Here is an 18,996-nt window from a genome sequence, read left to right as displayed (position 1 = left end):
TTCCAGGCTGGTTCCAGGGGCGAGTTCTCGGGGTTGTTCGATACGTCGTCTCCGTCCCGGCCGTCTCCTCCTCCCGGAGCCGATGCCCGGGACACCTGCGCACCTGGCCCTCGACGCGGAGGTGTCCCGTCTCTCGCCGTTCGCGCGGCATCGCATCGGCGGGTCGGTCCGGTACTGCTTCGAGCGGCGGCGGTGCGTCGGCCGAGACGGACCCGCTGGTCACGGCCGGCGACGGAAGTCCCCTATCCGCGTCTGCGGAGGTAGGCCTCCAGCTCCGCGGCCCCGGTCAGCATCGCCCGTCCGCGGGCGGACAGCCGGCCGCGCCAGTCGCACAGTGCGGCCTCCAGCGGTTCCAGGCCGCCGGCCGCCCGCACCTGGGCGATCAGCGGGGCGATCTGCTCCAGCAGGTAGCCGCCCCGCCTGAGCTGGTGGGCCAGCCGGGCGTCCCGTACGTCGGCCTCGTCGTAGACGCGGTACCCGGTCAGCGGGTCGCGGCGCGGGCTCACCAGCCCGGCGCGCTCCCATTTGCGCAGCGTCGCGGGCCGGATGCCGAGCTTCCCCGCGAGCGGCCCGATGAACGTGTCGCCGGGCCCGGACACCGCGACCGACTCGGCCCCCGCACCGGGCTCGGGCGGCGCACCGGGCTCGGGCGCCGCGGTGGCCGCCAGGTCGCGCAGGGCGCTCTCCACGGCCTGGAGGGTCCGCCGGTCGTCGAGGAGCTGGGCGTGGCCGGCGTCGATGAGGTGGAACGCCTCGTCGACCGTGCCCTCGTTCACGGCCCGCATGATCGACGTCGCCGTCCGGTGGCCGTGGCCGGGCACCAGGGCGAGAAACGCGCGCAGGGCCCCCGCGTGCAGCGGTGTGTAGGTGCGGTAACCGTGGGGGGTGCGAGCGGCGGCCGGAAGGACGCCGGCCTCCTCGTAGTTCCTGATCGCCTGCGTGGACAGACCGTGGTCGCGGGCCAGATCAACCGGCCTGAGCCGCACGCTGCTTTGAAGGTTCTGCCCCATTGTCCCGCCGGTGTCGTGGAAAAGTTTCAACCGAAGGTTCAACGATACCGTTGAGGGCATGGCCAACGACATCAAGGACGCCGCCCATGCCGTCGAGGCGGCCGCTGTCATGAGACTGCTCCCGGCCCGGCCTCGGCTGCTCGCCCTGGGCGAGCCCACCCACGGTGAGGACACTCTGCTCGACCTGCGCAATGAGCTCTTCCGTCACCTCGTCGAGGAGGAGGGCTACCGGACGATCGCGATCGAGAGCGACTGTCTGATGGGCCTGCTCGTGGACGACTACGTCACCTCGGGCACGGGCACTCTCGACGAGGTCGTGGAGCGCGGAATCAGCCACGGGTGGGGCGCGTCCGCGGCCAACCGCGAGCTCGTGCGCTGGATGCGCGCCTACAACGACGGCCGGCCCGAGTCCGATCGGCTCCGCTTCGCGGGCTTCGACGGCCCGCTGGAGATGTCCGCCGCCGCGAGCCCCCGGCAGGCCCTCACCGCACTCCACGGCTACCTCTCCGCCCGGGTGGACGCGGGCCTGCTCCCCTGCACCGCGGACGCCCTCGACCGCCTGCTCGGCGCCGACGACCGATGGACCGATCCCGCCGCGATGAGGGACCCGGCCCGGTCCGTGGGACAGTCGGCAGAAGCCGGGGAGCTGCGGCTGCTCGCCGACGAACTGGAGGCGCTGCTCGACGAGCAGACGCCGCACCTGATCAGGGCGACCTCGCGGGACGCCTGGGACCGGGCGCGTCTGTACGGGCGTACCGCGACAGGCCTGTTGGGCTACCACCGCTGGATGGCCGACACCTCACCGGCCCGCATGGCCCGGCTGGTGGGCGCGCGGGACCGGATGATGGCCCACAACCTCCTCGCCGTCGCCGCTCGGGGCCCGGCACTCGTCCACTCCCACAACTCCCATCTCCAGCGCGAGAAGAGCACGATGCGGATGGGCGGGATGCCACTGGAGTGGTGGAGCGCCGGTGCGCTGGTGAGCGCCCGGCTCGGCGCGGAGTACGCCTTCGTGGCCACGGCCCTCGGCACGATCCGGCACCGGGGAGTGGACACACCCCCGCCGGACACCGTCGAGGGACTCCTGTACACGCTCCCGGAGGACCGCTGCGTCATCGACGCCCCTCGGCTGGCCACCGCCCTCGGCGGCACTCGGCCCACGCCCCGCGTATCCCCCTGGTTCGGCTACGCCCCGCTCGACCCGGCCCGACTGGCGGACAGCGACGGCATCGTGTTCGTCAAGGACGTCCGGCAGAGCCACGGCTGACGTTGGAAACGCGGTCCGCGTGCACGACGCCCGGGCGCCGCGCGGCCGGTTCGACCGCGTGGAGCTGAACTCCCCGACGTCGCGGGCCGTACCTGTCTACACGGCGGAAGGTCTGTCGGTACGACTCCTGAAGCGGTGACGCCCGGTGCGGCGGGAGCTGATGCACAGTGGGCCCATGAGGCGGCTCCGGATCGCTCCCGTCACCTCGCGGTCGGCGGGACCGCGGGGCGGATGATGGCGAGCGAACAGCAGACGGTCGTACCCGACCGTGACGAACACGGCGCCCCGGTGACCACCCACGAGCCTGCCGGGTGGCCCTGGCGCAGGCTGCGGCACCACCCGTGGTCGGTCCGGCACCGCGGGTGGCTGCTGCCGGTGCTCGTGGCCGTGCTCCTCGTCCAGATGGCCGTGGCGATGGTGACCACGGCGGTGCGGCAGACCCCGACCATCGACGAGCCGGTGTACGTCGGCACGGCCGCCGTCTACCTGCACGAGCACAGCCTGCGCTACAACCCCGAACACCCGCCGCTCGGGAAGCTGGTGATCGCGGTCGGGGTGGCGCTCGCCGATCCGCACGTCGACACGTCCTTCACCGGCGACCAGGGCCGGTTCGGGCGCCATCTGCTGTACGAGTCGGGCAACGACCCGTGGCGGCTGATGCTGTGGGCCCGGCTGCCGGTGATCGCGCTGACGCTGCTGTTCGGCCTGGTCGTGTTCGGCTTCGCCCGGGAGCTGGCCGGCGCGAGGGGCGCGGTGGCGGCGCTCGCGCTGTACGCCTTCTCCCCCGACGTGATCGCGCACGGCTCGCTCGCCACGCTCGACGTCCCGGTGACCGGGTTCCTGCTCACTTCGGTGTGGTTGCTGTGGCGGGCCCGGCGACGCCCACGGCTGTGGCTGCCGCTCGCCGGGGTGGCGCTCGGCGCGGCCCTGGCCACGAAGATGACCGCGCTGCCCGCGGTTCCGGTCCTGATGCTGCTGGCCGCCGTGTCCGCCTGGCGCGGGCGTCCCCCCGCGGACCGGCGCGCCGCCCTGCTGCGGGCCGCCGCGGGCGCGGCCGTGGTGGCGCTGGCGGCGGTCGCCGTCGTGTGGGCGGCGTATCTGGTGGTCGATCCCCGGCTGCGCTGGACGTCCGCGCAGCACGTCCCCGCCGTGCACGGGCTGCGGGAGATCCTGGTGCGGCTGCTGCCCTTCCCGGAGGCCTACCGGGACGGCATGCGCATCCAGTTCGGCTTCGAGAACGAGCCCTGGCAGGGCTTCCTGTTCGGCCGGCTCTACACGGGCTCGCTCTGGTACTACCTGCCGGCCGCGCTGCTGGTGAAGACGCCGCTGGGCATGCTCGCCCTGTGGGCGGCGGGCGCGGTCGCGCTGGTGACGGTGCGGCGGTTGCGGGCGGCCGTACCGTATCTGCTCGTCCCCACGGCGGTGCTGCTGGCGGCGGCCATGCAGGGATCGCGGGACTTCGGCACCCGCTACGCGCTGTTCGTGCCGGTGTTCCTGGCGGTGGCGGCCGGCTGTGCGGCGGCGGTGCGGTGGCGGTGGGGGCCCGCGGTGACGGGGGCGCTGGTGCTGTTCGTGGCGGTCAGCTCACTGCGGACGTACCCCTTGTACCTGCCGTATTCCAACGAGGCGTTCGGCGGCCCCGCCCAAACCCATCTGCGGCTGCACGACTCCAACGTGGACTGGGGCCAGGACCTGGGCAGACTGGCCGACCGGCTGCGCGAGCGCTACCGGGGCGAGCCGGTCTGGCTGGTGTACAAGGGCAGCGGCGTCCCGTCGTACTACGGCATCCACGCGAGGGATCCGCGGGCGGTGCCCGTCCGGGAGGTGCACGGGCTGCTGGTCGTGTCCGACTCCGCGGTGGCCAAGGCGAAGGGGCGGCTGGCCGAACTGATCGCCGGCAGCCGCGCGATCGACGAGGTCGGCCACTCGATCACCGTCTACCGGCGGTGACCGTCCTGACGCGCCGCGTGCTCGAACTCCCGGGCGCTGACGTGGGGCATGACCCGACTCGCCACCCGGTAACGGCCGTTGGGCAGCTTCGGGGCCCTGGCGATGTGGACCGTGAGCGGCCCCGCCCACTCGTAGCCCCGGTGCTCCGCGTGCCGGGCGAGATTGTCGGTCAGTGCCTGGCCGACGCGGCTGCCCCGGCGCGTCAGTTCGTCGTGGACGGTGGCGTCCAGTTCGACGTCGTAGGCGTTGGGGACCACGACCAGACGCTTGCTGCACACCACGGCGTGGTCGTCGCACTCTCGCCGCAGCGCGGCTACGAGCTCCACCGGCTCCTTGCCGACGATCCGGGCCCAGAAGGCCTCCCAATGGTGCTCCAGGGTCAGTTCCAGTGCACTGAGTGCACGCATTCGAGGTCACCTGCCCGCTCCGGCGTCATGGTTACCCGACGTCGGGTGCCCTCGCCACGCCCGGCTATCCCTCTGACCGTCACATGCCAGGGGGCCTGCGTCACCGGCCCTGGTCACCACGGTGAGTGAGCTATGTTGAGTCTCTGTGGGAGACAAAGAAGACGCGCCGGTGCCCTCGCTCCAACAGGCCCGCGCACAGGCATCCGCGATCACCTCGGGAAAGACGGCCCCCCAGGCGGAGGTCTCCCCCACCTCCCAGCTCAGGGCGCTCTTCGACGGGCCCCATCTGTCCCCCGGGCAGCGGCGCGTCGCGCAGTACCTGATCGAACACATCACGGAGGCCGCGTTCCTGTCGATCACCGATCTCGCGGAGCGGGTCGGGGTCAGCCAGCCCTCGGTGACGCGCTTCGCCGCGGCGGTCGGATTCAGCGGTTACCCGGCGCTCCGGGAGAAGCTCCAGGCGATCGCGCTCGGCACCCTGGCCGGTGGCCCCGGGACGGCCGAGGAGAACCGGAGCAACGAACTCCAGGCGGCGGTGGACGCCGAGATCGAGAACCTGGAGAATCTGCGCCGCGACTTCGCGGATCCGGACCGGCTCATCGAGATCGGCCGCGAGTTGTCGGAGTCGGCGCCGCTGACGGTGCTCGGGCTGCGCATCTCGGTGTCCCTGGCCGAGTACTTCGCGTACGCGGCGCGCCGCATCCATCCGGATGTGCGCCTGGTGACCCGGGGCGGCAGTGTCGCCTACGACGCGCTGTTGCAGTCCCGCGAGGCGGGCGGCACCTGGGTGCTGGCGTTCTCCATGCCCCGGCACGCCAGCGAGACGCTCGCCGCGGTGCGGGTGGCACGTGGTGCCGGACTGCGCGTCGCGCTGGTCACCGATCTGGCGCTCGGGGAGCTGGCCGACGCGGCCGACGTCACCTTCGCCACCGGTACGGGCTCCCGGCTGGTCTTCGACTCCTATGCCGCGCCCGGTGTGCTGGCCGCCGCGCTGCTGCAGGCCATGACGGACGCCGGGCCGGAGCGGACCCAGGCGCGGCTGGAGGAGTACGAGCAGGTGGCCGACCAGCACCAGTTCTTCCTGCGGGAGTGACGACCGGGTCCTCCGGTCCGCCGTTCGCCCTGGTCACACCCCATTTCGAAAGGACCATTCAGAACAGGGCACGCATGAATGTTTTCATGCGTCTTGCAAAGCGGATGGCATATATAAATACTGCTCACGGCCGCACCCGCCCCGTGGCCGCCGTTCCCTACCCACGTCGGCGCCTGGGGCGTCCGGTCGGGCACCGCCTGCGCGAGTGCCCGTGGCGGCTCCGGTCATCCCCTGGACCGGGGCCGCCCCACAACGTCGGACCACCCGTCCCGACGCCGCACACCCGGAAGTGATGATCATGACTCTCACGACGACGCGCATCAGCCCGGACTGGCCGTGCCAGGTCAAGGTGCCCGGCAGCTACGACTGGGAACGCTCGGCGGCCAGGTGGCTGCGGGAACTCGTGCCGGCGCGCTACGCGAGCTACCCGGTCCTCATGCGCCACCCCGTGCTGCTGGCCCGGCACGCGCAGATCCAGGTCCAGCAGGAGATCCGGATCGCCCGTACCGCCCTCCAGACCGCGCGTGCCGATCTGCCGCGGCTGGGCCTGCCCGAGACGGTCATCGAGCACACGATCAAGCTGTACGCGGCCGAGGTCCTGCAGCTCCAGCACATCGCCCGGAGCGTCCGCGCGGTCACCAACGCCCTGGCCGAGCACGGCACCACGCGCTGAGCGCCACGGCCGGTCCGGCCGCGGCCCTGTCCCCGCGTACCACCGCGACGACGGCCACGGCCGCCGCGCGACCACCCGTCCGAGACCCGGACCACGGTGGCCGTACGGCGTCGCGGACAGGGGTGTCGCGGATCGCGCGCGGTGCCGCGGGAGGGGACCAAGTCCGGGGAGCACGGCCACGATCGGAACGCGCCGCGTGTGCCATGCTCATCGCGTGACGAGCGAGCCCGCGTTCCCGGCGGAGTCCGGTGCCGTGCCCGATCTGGTCGCGCTGACCAGGGTCGTGGCCCGTCAGCGTGCCGAGATGGACCGGTTGCACGACCTGGCCGCCACCGCGGCGGTGCTGGAACGGGCCAGGGGCGTGGTGATGGCGCTGACCGGCCGCGGCCCGGACGCCGCGCACGACGAGCTGCTGCGGCGGGCCGAGGCCGGCCACCGCACCCTGCTCGAGGAGTGCTGGATCACGCTCGGGAGCCTCCCGGCACCGCGCCCCGGCGAACCGGAGCCCGCCCCGCCCACCGACGGCACCACAGCCACCACAGCCACCACCGCGGCCGGCACAGGCGTCGGGAACGCCGTACGGGACCCGGAGTCGGACGACGCCGAGGCGCTCGGCCGGCTCGGCCGGGCCCTGGTCCGGGTCCGCACCGCGCAGGACCTCGCGCCCTGTCTGCTGGAGCATCTCGCGCCGGGCGTGGAGACGGACGCCGTCATGATCTACGCCCTGCTGCCCACCGGCGGGCTGGAACTGGTCGGGCACGCCGGGCTGGACGAGACGACGGCCGAGCGGTGGCGCCGGATGCCGCCGCTCGGCGACGTGGCCGCGCTCGACGCGCTCCAGGCGGGCGAGCCCCGCTGGCTCGAGGACATCGAGGCGGACCGGAAACGGTATCGGCTGGTCGGCGATCCGCCCGAGCGGTGGCGGTCCCGCGCCTGGCTGCCGGTGGTGACCGGCGGCCCGACGGACTACTCGATCGGGTTCCTGCGCAGGCGGGACGGCCCGTTCGACCCGCTGGTCCGGACGCACCTGCGGGAGGTCACCCGGCTCTGCGTGGGCCGGCTGCACGCGTTCCAGGCCCGGCGGGAGCCGGTCGGCGACCGGCACGCCGGCTCCGTGCAGACGGTGTTCGACACCCTTCCGGGCACGGTGCTCCTGCTCACGCCCGACCGCTCCGCCTCGGGCGAGGTCAAGGACTTCCGCATCGACGCCGCGACCCCGGAGGCGGTCGACGCCGCCGGCCGCACCGGACGCGAACTGGTCGGCCTGGGGATGCTGGAGTGCTGGCCGGCCATGGGGGACGAGTCGCTGTGGCCGGGGTGCCTGCGCGCGCTCGGCACCGGGGAGCCGTACGAGGGCGAACCGTTCGCGCGGCACGAGTTGGTGGACGGTGTCACGGAGCTCTCCACCTACTCCGTTCGGGTGGCGCGGCTGGGCGACGGGCTGATCCTCACCTGGCTCCGGCACGCCCCCTCGGACCGGCAGGAGCAGCGGCTGGCGGACGTCCAGCGGCTGGGCAACCTCGGCTGGGCGAACTGGAACCTGGTCACGCACGAGGCCACCTGGTCGTCGCAGGCCTTCGCCGTGCTCGACCGGGATCCCGCGCACGGCCCGGTCCCGCTCGCCGAGCTGCCCGGACTCGCGGCACCCGAGGACCGGGCCGCCCTGTCCGCGGCGGTCGGCGAACTCCTCGGTTCGGGGCGGCCGTTCGACCTCCCGTTCGGGATCAGGACCGGGGACGGCGTCCGGTATCTGCGAGCCGTGGCCGAGGCGGTGGCGGACGGCAGTGGCACGCCCGTCGAGGTGCACGGATTTGTGCAGGACCTCACCGCGCAGCGCAGCGCGGAGCTGGCCCTGGTGGCGAGCGAGCGGGCGATGCTCACCCAGCACGGGGTGTTGCAGGCCGAGCGCTCGATGGCCGGCCGGTTGCAGCACGCGCTGCTGCCGCTGCCCAGGAAGCCGGTGGAGCTGGCCGGGCTGCGGGTCGAGGTCGCTTATCTGCCGGCCCAGTCGGGGCTCAACGTGGGCGGCGACTGGTTCAGCGCCATCGAACTGCCCGACGGCGAGGTGCTGTTCGTGGTCGGTGACGTGACCGGACACGGTATCGACGCGGTGGCCTCGATGGCCCAGCTGCGGTTCACCGCCAAGGGCATGATCATCACCGGCTCGTCGCTGACCGGCGCGCTCAGCCGGCTCAACGCGCTGCTGCTGCACTCCCGCGACCCGCACGGCACGGCGACCATGATCCTGGCCCGCTACGACCCGGCCGGGCGACGACTGCTCTGGGCGCAGGCGGGCCATCCACCGCCGTTGCTGCTGCGGGACGGGACGGCACGCCATCTCGGCCGCCCGGGCGGCATGCTCCTGGGGGCGAGCAACTCCCCCGTCTTCGAGGAGGCGGAGTGCCCTCTCCAACCGGGCGACCGGATCCTGCTGTACACCGACGGGCTGGTCGAGCGGCCCCGGGAGAGCCTCGACCGCGGCCTGGAACGGCTGGCCCGGGCCGTCGAGACGCACCGGACCGGCGAGTCCGGCTCGTTGGAGCCGCTGCTCGCCTCGATGCTGGAGGGCGAGCGGCGGGACGACGTCTGTGTCGTCGACATCCGGGTGCCGGAGGATTCCGGCTGAGGCCGTGGTCAGTCGTCGTCGCGGTGCCGCCAGTACCAGACCACGCCCACGAGGAGGACCAACAGGAAGACGGCGGGCAGCAGCACGCCCGGAATGCGGGAGCCGTTCATTGCGAGGGCTTTCGTTCGAGGCGGGCTGTCCGCCCCGTCGCGTCGGCCCCCGGGCTCATCGTGCGGCCGTCATGGCCCCGCGGTCACCGTTCTTTTCCCAGACCTTGCCCGGCGTTCGATTCCCCTGCCGTCAGCCGCCGTTCGTGCGTGCCTCCAGGTCACGGCGGGTGTCGTCGCCGTAGACGCCGGACTCGTCGCCGCGGATGCCGTACCAGAGCTGGAAGCGGGCCACCGCGGCGGTGAGGTCGGTGCCGTAGCGGCCGTCGGTGGCGCCGTGGTCGTAGACGTTCGGGATGCGCAGCAGGCGCGACTGGAGGTCCGCCACCTCGGGACCACTGTCGCCCTCGCGGAGGGTGCCGGCGCCGTCGGGGTCGGTGGACGGCGAGGCGGCCGGCACGGAGACAGGGGCGGAGGCGGACGGGTTCGGCGCGGCGGCCGCCGTGTCGTCGTTCACGCGGAGCAGCAGCAGGGCGCAGCCGAAGCCGACGACGGCCGCCGCCGTCACGCCGACGGCTACGGCGGCGCGGCGCAGCCCCGGGCCGTCGCCGTGCGTGCGCGGGTCGCGGACGGGCGGCAGCTCCTGCGTCTCCTCCTCGGGCGAGGCCGGCGCATCGCTCAGCGGTACGGACTCGTAGCCAGGGTCCTGTGTCATCTCCCGGAACAGCTCCGCGAGCCCGTCGGTGCGGCGAGGGCGCAGCACCCGGATGGGTTCGAGGATCGGGCGCTCGTACGGCTCCCCCGGTTCGGGCGGTGTCGGCACGCTGCTCTCCTTCGGGACCTCGGATCCCCCGGGAAGTGATACGCGCGGGCCGCCGCCCGGGTTCAGCCGGTGAGGAAGCGGTGCAGGGACCGGGTCAGCGCGGCCACGAAGCCGTCCCGCCCGGTCTCGTCGAGGGCGTCGAGGGACAGGTAGGGGTTGAGGTCCTCCAGCTCGACCAGCAGCAGCCGGCCGTCGGGAGCGCGGCAGGCGTCGACCCGCTGGATGCCGTGGTCGAGGGTGTTCCACGTGACGAAGCCGTGGGCGAACTCCAGGTCCTCGTGGGTGGGTTCGTACGGCCGGAGCTCCCAGCGCCGCTCGGGGTCCGGGGCGTACAGGGCGTACTGGAAGTCGTGGTCGACGAAATAGAAGGAGACCTCGTAGGCGAAGTCGATGCGGGGCTGGACCAGGACCGTGCCGTCGGCGAGGTCCGCCAGGAGGTCGGCGGAGACCGTGCGGAGGCCTATGGAGTCGGCTCCGAGCTTGGGCTTCACGATGTACCGGTCGGCCTCGGGCAGCCGGCCGAGGTCGGCGGGGTGGTCGACGGTGGGGATGACGGGCAGGCCCGCGGCGCTCAGGTCGAGCAGGTACTGCTTGCCGGCCATGTCCGCCCTGCCGGTGAGCGGGTTGTACACGCGCGTCCCGGCGCCCAGCGCACGCGCGCGGAAGGCGTCGTACTGCTCCTGGTACGCCAGCACGGGACCGCTGTTGCGCACGACGACGGCGTCGAAGGCGTCCATCAGGGCGGCGGCGTCCCGGGGGTGGCACAGGGCGAGGTCGAAGTCGGCGCGGAGCCGGGAGGTGAGGAAGACGTCCTCGTCGCCGTAGCGGCGCCCGCGGGCCGGGTACGCCAGATCGGTGACGTAGAGGACACGGGGGCGGGCGGCGGACATGCGGGGTCTCCTCGGCGGCGGACACAGGGCGGTGCAGGCGGACACTGAGCCGTGCAGGTCGGCACGGAGCGGTGCAGGAAGGTTACGCCGGTCTGCGGGAAAGCTTCACCGGGGGCACTCGGTTCCCCCACGGATGGTACTGAGTGCCATCACCGCCGCCCGGATGCTACGTTCCCCTCCATGAGCTCCGGTGGCAAGGCAGGGGAGGCGGCCGCGAAGCCGCCCATGCGGGACGCCCTGGTCGCGGCGGCCTTCCAGCTGTTCCTGGAGCGGGGTTACGAGCAGACGACCGTGGACGACATCGTGGCGCTGGCCGGGGTCGGACGGCGGTCCTTCTTCCGCTACTTCCCCTCCAAGGAGGACGTGGTCTTCCCCGACCACGAGCGCTGCCTGGCCGATATGACGACTTTCCTCGCGGCGAGCGGCGACGCGCACGAACCGGTACGGCGGGTCTGCGACGCGGCCCGGCTCGTCCTGCGGATGTACGCGGAGAACCCGGCGTTCTCGGTGCAGCGTTACCGCCTCACCAAGCAGGTGCCGGGACTGCGGACGTACGAGCTGTCGGTGGTGTGGCGCTACGAGCGCGCGCTGGCCGCCTATCTGCGCGGGCGCTTCGACGGCCGCCGGGACGGCACGCTCCGGGCCGACGTGATCGCGGCCGCGGTGGTGGCCGCGCACAACAACGCGCTGCGTTCCTGGCTGCGTTCCGACGGGCAGGACGACGCAGGCGCCGCGGTGGACCACGCGCTCGGCCATGTGCAGTCCACCTTCGACGTGCAGTCCGTCGTCGGCGCCCCCGGCCCGGCCGACCGCCGGCGGTCCAGGGCCGCCGAAGGCGCCAGGGCCCCGGCGCCCTGCGGAACTTCTGAGGACGCCTCGGACGCCGAGGACGTCGTCGTGGTCGTCGCCCGGCGGGGGGCACCGCTGTGGCGGGTGGTGCAGGAGATCGAGACGACGCTGGGACGCGACTGATCCGCGCAGATTGGCGGTACGGAGTGCCTTTACGGGTGGCACTGAGTGCCATACGCTGTCGCTGTGCACGGTGGCACGGCGAACCGGGCACGTGCGTGCCCGGGTGATCCGCGCACGCGGGATTCCGCCCGAGCGCAGGGAGTTGACCAGCGTGTACCACCACTCAGGAAGCGCAGTTCAGCAGGGAGCCGGCCTCGCGACGGACGTGCTCGAACCAGTGTCCGCCGACGCGGACGCGGTGCTCTTCCAGCGCTGCACCTGGTGCGCCACCGCGATGTACCACCGGCTGCTGTGCCCGGCCTGCCAGGGCGGCGACCTGCGCACCGAGCGCAGTGAGGGAACGGGCACCGTCCGGCACACCACGGTGGTGCACCGCAACACACCCGCCGCGCGCAATGTGTCGCTGATCGAGATGGCCGAGGGGTTCGTCGTGCGCGGCCGGGTCATGGGACCGCTGATCGGCATCCACAGCGGCGACCGCGTACGGCTGTCCACGGCCAAGGACCCGGTCCGGGGCGAGCCGGTCTTCCAACTGCTCGACGAGCCTTTCCGGGCCTGGCACTGACGGACGACGGACCGTCACTGACGAGCCGTCAAGGACCCGACTGCCGCTGACGGACTGCCGCTCTCGGACGGTCCGGCCCCTCGATGGCCGGTTCCGTCCCCCAGCACAGCGGGTTCGCCCGCCACAGGCAACCCACGGATCCCTTCTGCCCTCCTTCGGTACGCGAGAGGCCCCCGGTACGGACGGGGTGCCCGCGCGTGACGTTGGAGGAGGGGAACATTGCTCCGTGCCCGGCGAATAGGTGTCGCAGCCGTGGCAGTGCTCGCGGCACTGGCAGGGTCACCAGGACTGGCGCAGGCTCGGCAGGCGGACGAGCCGAGACCGCCCGCGGCCGTGGCCGACGACGGACTGCCGGCAGGCTGGCGGATCACCGGGGAGGGTGACGCGCGGACCCTGGTCTGGCGTTCGTCCGCCCCCGTGCCCATGGGGGACGCGCGCGTCGAGTTCCACGCCGCGGGCCGGCTGCTGGGCCTGCCGGCGCCAGGCCGGGACGGCAGGACGTTCCGGCTGGACCTCGCCGACACCCGCACCACCGACCTGAAGGACCTCCAGGTACTGGCCGGCGGCCGCCGACTGGACGCCCCCACCGCCCCCGCCGCATCCGCCGGCAGCGGCGGACCGTCCTCGGCCGCGGCGCTGCCGCCCGCCCCGCTCCCGGCGGGGAGCGTCGACCCCGGCAGGCCGGGCGCGTACCGCACGGTCACCGGCGAGTACGCCCTCGACTCCGTACGCCTGCCCGGCTTCGCCGCGCCGGTCGAGATGCGTGCCGTGGTGGTGGCGCCCGAAGGCGCCCCGGGCAGGCGTCCGCTGGCGCTGTTCCTGCACGGCCGCCACGCCACCTGCTACCGGGCCACCGACGCGACCGGCGACTGGCCCTGCCCGGCCGGTACGCGGCCGATCCCGAGCTACCGCGGCTATCTGCGCGACCAGCGACTCCTGGCCTCCCAGGGCTATGTGACGGTGTCGATCTCCGCGAACGGCATCAACGGCCAGGACTTCGCCGCCGAGGACGGCGGCGCGCAGGCCCGTTCGTCGCTGGTGCGGCAGCACCTGGCCCGCTGGGCCGACTGGGCCGCGCACCCGGCCACGGCTCCGGCGGTGGTACGCCGCGGGCCCAGGGCCGATCTGTCCCGGGTGCTGCTCGTCGGGCACTCGCGCGGCGGCGAGGGCGTCAACCGCGCCGCGCTGGACAGCCTGTACCCGCCGCCCGCCGGGCAGGACGGCTACCGCGGTCCGGTGCGCTGGCACATCCGCGGCACCGTCCTCGTCGGACCGACGATCTTCGGCCAGAACCCGGTCGCCGACGTGCCCTCGATGACGATCCTGCCTGGCTGCGACGGTGACGTCTCCGACCTCCAGGGCGAGGTCTACGTCGACGGCACCCGCGGCGTCAGCCGGGGCACCGCGCTGCACAGTGCCGTCTACGTGGTCGGCGCCAACCACAACTTCTTCAACAGCGAGTGGACTCCGGGGCAGGCCGCCGCGCCCGCCGACGACGACTTCTGGGACGATCCCGAGCAGCGGGACGCGGTCTGCTCGACGGGCACCCGGACCCGGCTGACCGCCGACCAGCAGCACCGGGCCGGTGCCACCTATGTCGCCGCCGCCGCCCGGCTGTTCGTCGCCGGCGACGACCGCGCGCGCGAGCTGCTCGACGGCTCGGGACGGCGGGCCCCCTCGGCGGATCCGGCGCGTGTCCTCACCCACGCGGTGGGCGCGAACCGGGGCGCCGGGTTCCTGCCGGACGGTCCGGTGACCGTGTCCGGCGGCACACTGTGCTCGGCGGTCGACCCCGACGCGGCCGTGGCCTGCCTGGGCTCGGGCGTCGGCGGCTCCTCGCCGCACTTCGCCCGGTGGGAGACCGGACGCGAGACCGGCCGTCGTGCCGTGGCCCTGCGCTGGTCGGCGCCCGGCAGCGCGGTGCGGGTGCGCCCGGCCGCCCCGGTCTCCCTGAGCGGCGCCAAGTCGGTGGCGCTGCGTGTGATCGTGCCGCCGAACACCGGCGGCACCCGCCTGGACGTGTCCGTCACCGACGCCGCCGGCCGCCGGGCGACGCTCGGCGGGGTCCGCGTCGACGCCCTGCCGGGCAGCGAGCGGACCGCCTCGTACTGGGCCCGTGAGGTGCGCGTCCCGCTCACCGCCGCCACCCGCGCCGGCCTCGACCTGCGCCGCGTCAAGTCCCTCGACCTCACGCCCCGTTCGCGGTCGGGCCGGGCGTGGCTGATGGACGCCTGGGCCTGGCGCCCCGGTACCCCGGCGGTGCACGCGGCGGCCCTGCCGCGCGTCGACCTCGGCACCACGACCGTCAAGGAGGGCGACTCGGGGGTGCGCACGTACCGCGTGCCGGTCCGGGTGTCCGGCCGGGGCAGCGGTCAGGTCCGGGTGTACGTCGTCGACCCGGACACCGGGGAGGCGAAGGACCGGCTGGTGACGGTACGGCCCGGCGGAGCCGACATCGACGTGTCGGTGACGGTGAAGGGCAACACGCGCTTCTCGTACGACGTGTCGCACGACGTGCTCGTGAAGGCGGTCCGCGGCGCCGTGGTCGGCGCGCACCACGGCGGGATCACGGTGCGCAACGACGATCCGATGCCGAAGATCTCGGTCACGCCGGTCGCGGACCGGGTGACCGAGGGACAGCCGCTGATGTGGCGGGTGACCCTGTCGGAGGCCGCCGACGCGGAGCTGTACGCCGCTTTCGCGGTGCGGCCGGTGGCGGACGGCGCCGAACTGTCCACGAAGGACATCGACCCGGCCTGGCTCACGGAGGTCTCCGGCGAGTCGCCCGACCCGCAGCGCCCGCTGTCCAAGGTGGACTACCTCACCCTCGGGGGGAGCGTCCCGGCGGGACAGACCGGTGTGGACCTCAGCGTGCCCACGGTCGGGGACCAGGTGACCGAACCCGCCGAGTCGGTGCGGTTCCAGTGGGTGGACGACTCCGGTGAGCCGGGCGACGGTCCGGTGCTGACAGGGACGGTGCTGGACGCGCCGTAGGACGAGGATCCGTGGAGGGCCGGCCGTGTGACGCGGCCGGCCCTCTCATGTCTCACTGGGTGAGGGTGATCCTGATCCCGACCGTGCCGTCCACCCCGCGCCGCAGCCGGCTGCCGAACAGCGTGAGGCGGCCGAGGATCCCGTACTTGCGGGCGATGAGCGTGCGGTAGCGGGCACTCGTCGCGGCGTCGCAGATCTCGGCGGTGGCCGGGACCGGGTCGCCGGTCGGCTTGCCGCGCACGTCGCACGGGCCGACGAGCACGTCGCCGCGGGCACGGATCCGCTTCACCTTCCAGGAGTCCGCGGCCGTCCAGGCACCCAGGGCGTCCTCGCCGTCCCGCACCACCCACACCGGGCTGGGGACGCCGGTGCCGTTCTTGCGGTAACTGGTGATCAGCAGATACTTGCCCGCGCCGAGCCGGGCCACCGACGTGTCGTCCATGCCCGGCAGTCTAGGCACAGACCGGCGCCGGGCGGTTCCCTCGGTCGGCCCACTGAAGGAGGGCGAGACAGCGCCGGGCGAAGTGGCGCAGTTCGGGCGAGCCGGGGTACTGCCGCAGGCCGGGCACGTATCCGCCCGGCCGGAGCAGTCCGTCATGTCGAGGTCCGCCCGGGCAGCCGTGGCCGTGAACGGTCCTGAAGGGGGATCAGCACACGCATGCCGTCATCGTGGCAGCGCCCGCGCGAGTCCATGACAGTGACCGGTGGCCTTCGGCACGGTGACGGGCGCCCTTCAGACCACTGCCTTCACCATCCTGCGCACCGCCTCGGTGAGCACCTCGGGTGACGTCGCCAGATTCAGGCGTACGTGCCCGGTGCCGCCCGTGCCGAAGAGGATCCCGGAGTTGAGCGCGACCCGGCCGCGATCGAGGAAGACGTCCGCCGGCTCGTCCGGCAGGTCCAGCGCGCGGCAGTCGAGCCAGGCGAGGTAGGTGGCCTCCCCCGGCCGGTACCGGATCGCGGGCAGGTGCTCGGCGAGCAGTGCGGTGAGCAGGCGGCGGTTGTCGTCGAGGCCTGCCGACAGGGCGTCCAGCCAGGCTCCGCCGTCGCGCAGGGCGGCGGTGTGGGCGATGACGCCGACGTGACTCGGGCCGTGGCTGACCTCCTCGGGCAGCCGGGCCAGGTCGGCGGCGGCCGCGGGGCCCGCCACGGCCAGCGCGGCCTTGAGCCCGGCGAGGTTCCAGCCCTTGGACGCGGACATCAGGGACAGCCCCCGCTCCCCGCCCGGCACGCTCAGGTACGGCACGAAGTCGACGTCCCGGGCGGTCAACGGGGCATGGACCTCGTCGACGACCACCCGCACGCCGTACCGCTCGGCGAGGTCGGCGACGGCGGTGAGCTCGTCGGCGGTGTGCACGGTGCCGGTCGGGTTGTGCGGGCTGCACAGCAGGTAGGCGGCGGGCCGTCCGCCGGCGACGGCCCGCCGGAAGGCCTGCTCCAGGGTGCCGAGGTCGAGGCGCAGGTCCGCGCCGAGCGGTGCCTCGCACAGCCGGCGGTCCATGTGTCCGACGAACTGGAAGAACGGCGGGTACACGGGCGGGTTGAGGACGACGGCGTCCCCGGGCCCGGTCACCAGTCTCAGCATCTCGACGACGCCCAGCATCACGTCCGGCACCAGTGCGGTGCGTCGCACGGCGATCCCGTCCCAGCCCCACCGCCGGGCGGCGAAGGCGGCGAGCTCCTCGGCGTACGCGGTGCCCGCGGGATAGCCGGTGTCCCCCAGCGCCATCGCGTCGGTGACCGCGCGCACGACCGGCTCGGCGAGCGGCACGTCCATCTCCGCCACCCACAGCGGCAGCACGTCGGCGGGGTAGGTGCGCCATTTCATGCTCGTACGACAGCGGAGGCGGTCGAGGGTGAGTGCGCGCAGCGGATTCGGTTCACCGGGCGTGACGTGCGGGATGCTTGTCATGGAGCACAAGATAGGACGCCGTGCGGTGAGCCGGAACGAGGCGCAGAGCGCGCCCGGTGTGCCGGTCGAGGTGTACTTCCGTACGGTGGGCGCCCGCGCGGGGCGACGAGCGGAGCCGGACGCGGCCCGGCCCGGGCGTGGCGGACGCCGTGCTTCCGGTGCGGTCGAAGCGCCGGCCGTCCGGGTGAACACGGCCCGTCCCGTGTACGTATGGAAGTCAGGGCGCTCAACGACCGGAGGGCCCCGCGGTGTTGACGCCGCGCGTTCGGGGTTCGGGAGCCAGGCATGAGGCACGCACGACGACGGGTCGTCCGGCGAGTGACACAGTTGGCGGCCGTCGGCGGACTCCTCCTGGGAGGGGTGATGGTGACGCAGGCCGTGGCGAGCGAGACGCCCGGCACGTCGGCCGTCCCACGCAGCTCCGCGCAGTCCGTCGCGGACACCGGCGCGGGGCTGGTGTCGCGTCTGGGCGCCTCCCGTACGGCGGGAAGTTGGATCGGCACCGACGGGAAGCCGGTCGTCGCGGTCACCGACGAGGGCGCGGCGGCCGAGGTCCGCAGTGCGGGGGCCGAGGCCCGGATGGTCGGGCACAGCATGAATGAGCTGAAGTCGGCGACGACGACGCTGCGTTCGGCGCCTCGGGTGCCCGGTACGGCGTGGTCCGTGGACTACCGGACCAACCGGGTCGTGGTGCAGGCCGACCGCACCGTCTCGGCCGCCGACTGGTCGGCGCTGACCCGGGTCGCGGACGGCATCGGCAGTTTCGTCCGGATGGAGCGCACCTCCGGCGAGTTCACCACGCGCCTCAACGGCGCCCAGCCGATCCTGTCGACCGGCGGACGCTGCTCGGCGGGCTTCAACGTGACCGACGGGCAGAGCGACTTCATTCTCACCGCCGGTCACTGCGGGCCGGCCGGTGCGCTCTGGTTCGCGGACAACCAGGCCACCCAGCAGATCGGCAGGACGGTGAACAGCTCCTTCCCCGGAGCGGACTTCTCGCTGGTGCAGTACGCGAGCGGCAAGGCGGGCGACGGCGCCGACGTCGTGGCGATCGGCAACGGCAACGGAGTGCGGATCACCGGCGCCAGTGATCCGTCCGTGGGGCAGCGGGTGTTCCGCAGCGGCAGCACCAGCGGGCTGCGCGACGGGCAGGTGGTCTCGCTCAACGCCACGGTCAACTACCCGGAGGGGACGGTCACCGGTCTGATCGAGACGAACGTGTGCGCCGAACCCGGCGACAGCGGCGGGCCGATGTTCTCCGAGGGGATCGCTCTCGGGGTGACCTCGGGCGGCAGCGGGGACTGCACGACGGGCGGTACGACGTTCTTCCAGCCGGTGACCAAGGCGCTGTCGACGCTCGGGGTGCAGTTGATCGTGTCGGCGCAGGCCGCCGGCGGTCAGGGCACCTCACCCTCGGCCGCGCCCACCTCGGCGCCGTCCTCCTCCGCCACGCACAGCGCGATCGCGCCGGGCGCCGCCTCGCCGGGGTCGTCGGCCGCGGTGACGGGCGGCACGGGCGCCTCGACGCTGCTGGCGCGGCTCACGGACCCGAAGAACCTGGGCCCTGGTCTGCTGGTGATCGCGGGGAGCCTGATCGCGCTGGTCGCGACCCGCTACATCCGTGCGGAGCAGGACCGCAAGGCCTTTCAGCGTCACTACTCGGCGACGTGGGGCTGATCCTCGGCCGCGGTCCAGGCCGAGGGTTGAGAGAGAAGGGGAGGCAAGGCGAGAAGAAGGGGAGGAAAGGAGAGAAGAGGAGGGAGAGGA

15 protein-coding genes are annotated in these 18,996 nt (G+C 73.4%); 9 read left to right on the top strand and 6 right to left on the bottom strand.

Translation table 11 applies throughout. From position 1 onward, the window contains the following. Nucleotides 1–242 precede the first annotated feature (242 nt). Nucleotides 243–1,010: a TioE family transcriptional regulator gene (locus ACFV0T_RS21790; protein WP_385781488.1), complete on the bottom strand. Its 768-nt coding sequence runs from the start codon at nt 1,008–1,010 to the stop codon at nt 243–245. A 58-nt stretch (nt 1,011–1,068) separates the two neighbouring features. Between ACFV0T_RS21790 and ACFV0T_RS21785 the strand changes: the two genes are divergently transcribed. Continuing rightward, nucleotides 1,069–2,277 (top strand): erythromycin esterase family protein, encoded by a 1,209-nt coding sequence (locus ACFV0T_RS21785; protein ID WP_385781486.1) that lies wholly within the window; start codon nt 1,069–1,071, stop codon nt 2,275–2,277. A 231-nt stretch (nt 2,278–2,508) separates the two neighbouring features. Next, complete coding sequence (locus tag ACFV0T_RS21780) at nt 2,509–4,227, top strand: ArnT family glycosyltransferase (protein ID WP_385781483.1); 1,719 nt, start codon at nt 2,509–2,511, stop codon at nt 4,225–4,227. Here the strand turns inward: ACFV0T_RS21780 and ACFV0T_RS21775 are convergent. Then, nucleotides 4,215–4,634, bottom strand: a complete 420-nt coding sequence (locus tag ACFV0T_RS21775) for a DUF3662 domain-containing protein (RefSeq protein ID WP_385781481.1) — start codon at nt 4,632–4,634, stop codon at nt 4,215–4,217. The two genes, ACFV0T_RS21780 and ACFV0T_RS21775, sit on opposite strands and share 13 nt — an antisense overlap. Before the next feature lie 169 nt (nt 4,635–4,803). Here ACFV0T_RS21775 and ACFV0T_RS21770 point away from each other — a divergent pair, with 169 nt between their 5' ends. From ACFV0T_RS21770 to ACFV0T_RS21760, 3 genes are all read left to right on the top strand, one after another. Next, nucleotides 4,804–5,727, top strand: coding sequence for a MurR/RpiR family transcriptional regulator (locus ACFV0T_RS21770; protein WP_385781670.1), 924 nt, complete (start codon nt 4,804–4,806; stop codon nt 5,725–5,727). 292 nt (nt 5,728–6,019) lie between these two features. Beyond that, entirely contained in the window at nt 6,020–6,400 is a 381-nt protein-coding gene (locus tag ACFV0T_RS21765; protein WP_385781478.1) for a hypothetical protein, read from the top strand. A gap of 304 nt (nt 6,401–6,704) precedes the next feature. Next, nucleotides 6,705–9,026 (top strand): SpoIIE family protein phosphatase, encoded by a 2,322-nt coding sequence (locus ACFV0T_RS21760; protein WP_385781668.1) that lies wholly within the window; start codon nt 6,705–6,707, stop codon nt 9,024–9,026. Between the two features lie 240 nt (nt 9,027–9,266). Here the strand turns inward: ACFV0T_RS21760 and ACFV0T_RS21755 are convergent, their stop codons facing one another. Together ACFV0T_RS21755 and ACFV0T_RS21750 are read right to left on the bottom strand one after the other, a co-directional pair. Continuing rightward, nucleotides 9,267–9,896, bottom strand: a complete 630-nt coding sequence (locus tag ACFV0T_RS21755; protein ID WP_385781476.1) for a peptidoglycan-binding protein — start codon at nt 9,894–9,896, stop codon at nt 9,267–9,269. Nucleotides 9,897–9,958: 62 nt separating this feature from the next. Beyond that, a complete protein-coding gene (locus ACFV0T_RS21750; RefSeq protein WP_385781475.1) occupies nt 9,959–10,786 on the bottom strand; it encodes a hypothetical protein in 828 nt (275 codons plus the stop codon). Between the two features lie 180 nt (nt 10,787–10,966). Between ACFV0T_RS21750 and ACFV0T_RS21745 the strand changes: the two genes are divergently transcribed. From ACFV0T_RS21745 to ACFV0T_RS21735, 3 genes are all read left to right on the top strand, one after another. Then, the gene (locus ACFV0T_RS21745; protein ID WP_385781472.1) at nt 10,967–11,758 is read left to right on the top strand and encodes a TetR family transcriptional regulator; all 792 of its coding nucleotides are present in this window, start codon (nt 10,967–10,969) and stop codon (nt 11,756–11,758) included. 151 nt (nt 11,759–11,909) lie between these two features. Then, nucleotides 11,910–12,323 carry a Zn-ribbon domain-containing OB-fold protein gene (locus ACFV0T_RS21740; RefSeq protein ID WP_385781470.1) on the top strand — a complete coding sequence of 138 codons (414 nt, stop codon included), beginning with the start codon at nt 11,910–11,912 and terminating at the stop codon, nt 12,321–12,323. Nucleotides 12,324–12,542: 219 nt separating this feature from the next. Continuing rightward, complete coding sequence (locus ACFV0T_RS21735) at nt 12,543–15,317, top strand: hypothetical protein (RefSeq protein WP_385781468.1); 2,775 nt, start codon at nt 12,543–12,545, stop codon at nt 15,315–15,317. 52 nt (nt 15,318–15,369) lie between these two features. Here the strand turns inward: ACFV0T_RS21735 and ACFV0T_RS21730 are convergent, their stop codons facing one another. Beyond that, complete coding sequence (locus ACFV0T_RS21730; RefSeq protein WP_385781465.1) at nt 15,370–15,759, bottom strand: PPOX class F420-dependent oxidoreductase; 390 nt, start codon at nt 15,757–15,759, stop codon at nt 15,370–15,372. Nucleotides 15,760–16,050: 291 nt separating this feature from the next. Further along, nucleotides 16,051–17,229, bottom strand: a complete 1,179-nt coding sequence (locus ACFV0T_RS21725) for a MalY/PatB family protein (RefSeq protein WP_385781462.1) — start codon at nt 17,227–17,229, stop codon at nt 16,051–16,053. Between the two features lie 285 nt (nt 17,230–17,514). On the opposite strand from ACFV0T_RS21725, the gene ACFV0T_RS21720 reads away from it, so the two are divergent. Further along, nucleotides 17,515–18,906, top strand: coding sequence for a S1 family peptidase (locus tag ACFV0T_RS21720; RefSeq protein WP_385781459.1), 1,392 nt, complete (start codon nt 17,515–17,517; stop codon nt 18,904–18,906). Nucleotides 18,907–18,996 lie beyond the last annotated feature (90 nt).

The organism is Streptomyces sp. NPDC059582, from assembly GCF_042735715.1.
Classification (GTDB): Bacteria; Actinomycetota; Actinomycetes; order Streptomycetales; family Streptomycetaceae; genus Streptomyces.
Note: the sequence above shows the minus strand (reverse complement) of the source record. Positions and strands in the feature narration are given on the sequence as shown.

What these genes read in the sequence shown, in the direction of transcription:
- ACFV0T_RS21790 (WP_385781488.1), bottom strand. Translation starts at nt 1,010, where the DNA reads ATGGGGCAGAACCTTCAAAGCAGCGTGCGGCTCAGGCCGGTTGATCTG.
- ACFV0T_RS21785 (WP_385781486.1), top strand. Translation starts at nt 1,069, where the DNA reads ATGGCCAACGACATCAAGGACGCCGCCCATGCCGTCGAGGCGGCCGCT.
- ACFV0T_RS21780 (WP_385781483.1), top strand. Translation starts at nt 2,509, where the DNA reads ATGATGGCGAGCGAACAGCAGACGGTCGTACCCGACCGTGACGAACAC.
- ACFV0T_RS21775 (WP_385781481.1), bottom strand. Translation starts at nt 4,634, where the DNA reads ATGCGTGCACTCAGTGCACTGGAACTGACCCTGGAGCACCATTGGGAG.
- ACFV0T_RS21765 (WP_385781478.1), top strand. Translation starts at nt 6,020, where the DNA reads ATGATCATGACTCTCACGACGACGCGCATCAGCCCGGACTGGCCGTGC.
- ACFV0T_RS21760 (WP_385781668.1), top strand. Translation starts at nt 6,705, where the DNA reads ATGGACCGGTTGCACGACCTGGCCGCCACCGCGGCGGTGCTGGAACGG.
- ACFV0T_RS21750 (WP_385781475.1), bottom strand. Translation starts at nt 10,786, where the DNA reads ATGTCCGCCGCCCGCCCCCGTGTCCTCTACGTCACCGATCTGGCGTAC.
- ACFV0T_RS21745 (WP_385781472.1), top strand. Translation starts at nt 10,967, where the DNA reads ATGAGCTCCGGTGGCAAGGCAGGGGAGGCGGCCGCGAAGCCGCCCATG.
- ACFV0T_RS21730 (WP_385781465.1), bottom strand. Translation starts at nt 15,759, where the DNA reads ATGGACGACACGTCGGTGGCCCGGCTCGGCGCGGGCAAGTATCTGCTG.
- ACFV0T_RS21725 (WP_385781462.1), bottom strand. Translation starts at nt 17,229, where the DNA reads ATGACAAGCATCCCGCACGTCACGCCCGGTGAACCGAATCCGCTGCGC.
- ACFV0T_RS21720 (WP_385781459.1), top strand. Translation starts at nt 17,515, where the DNA reads ATGAGGCACGCACGACGACGGGTCGTCCGGCGAGTGACACAGTTGGCG.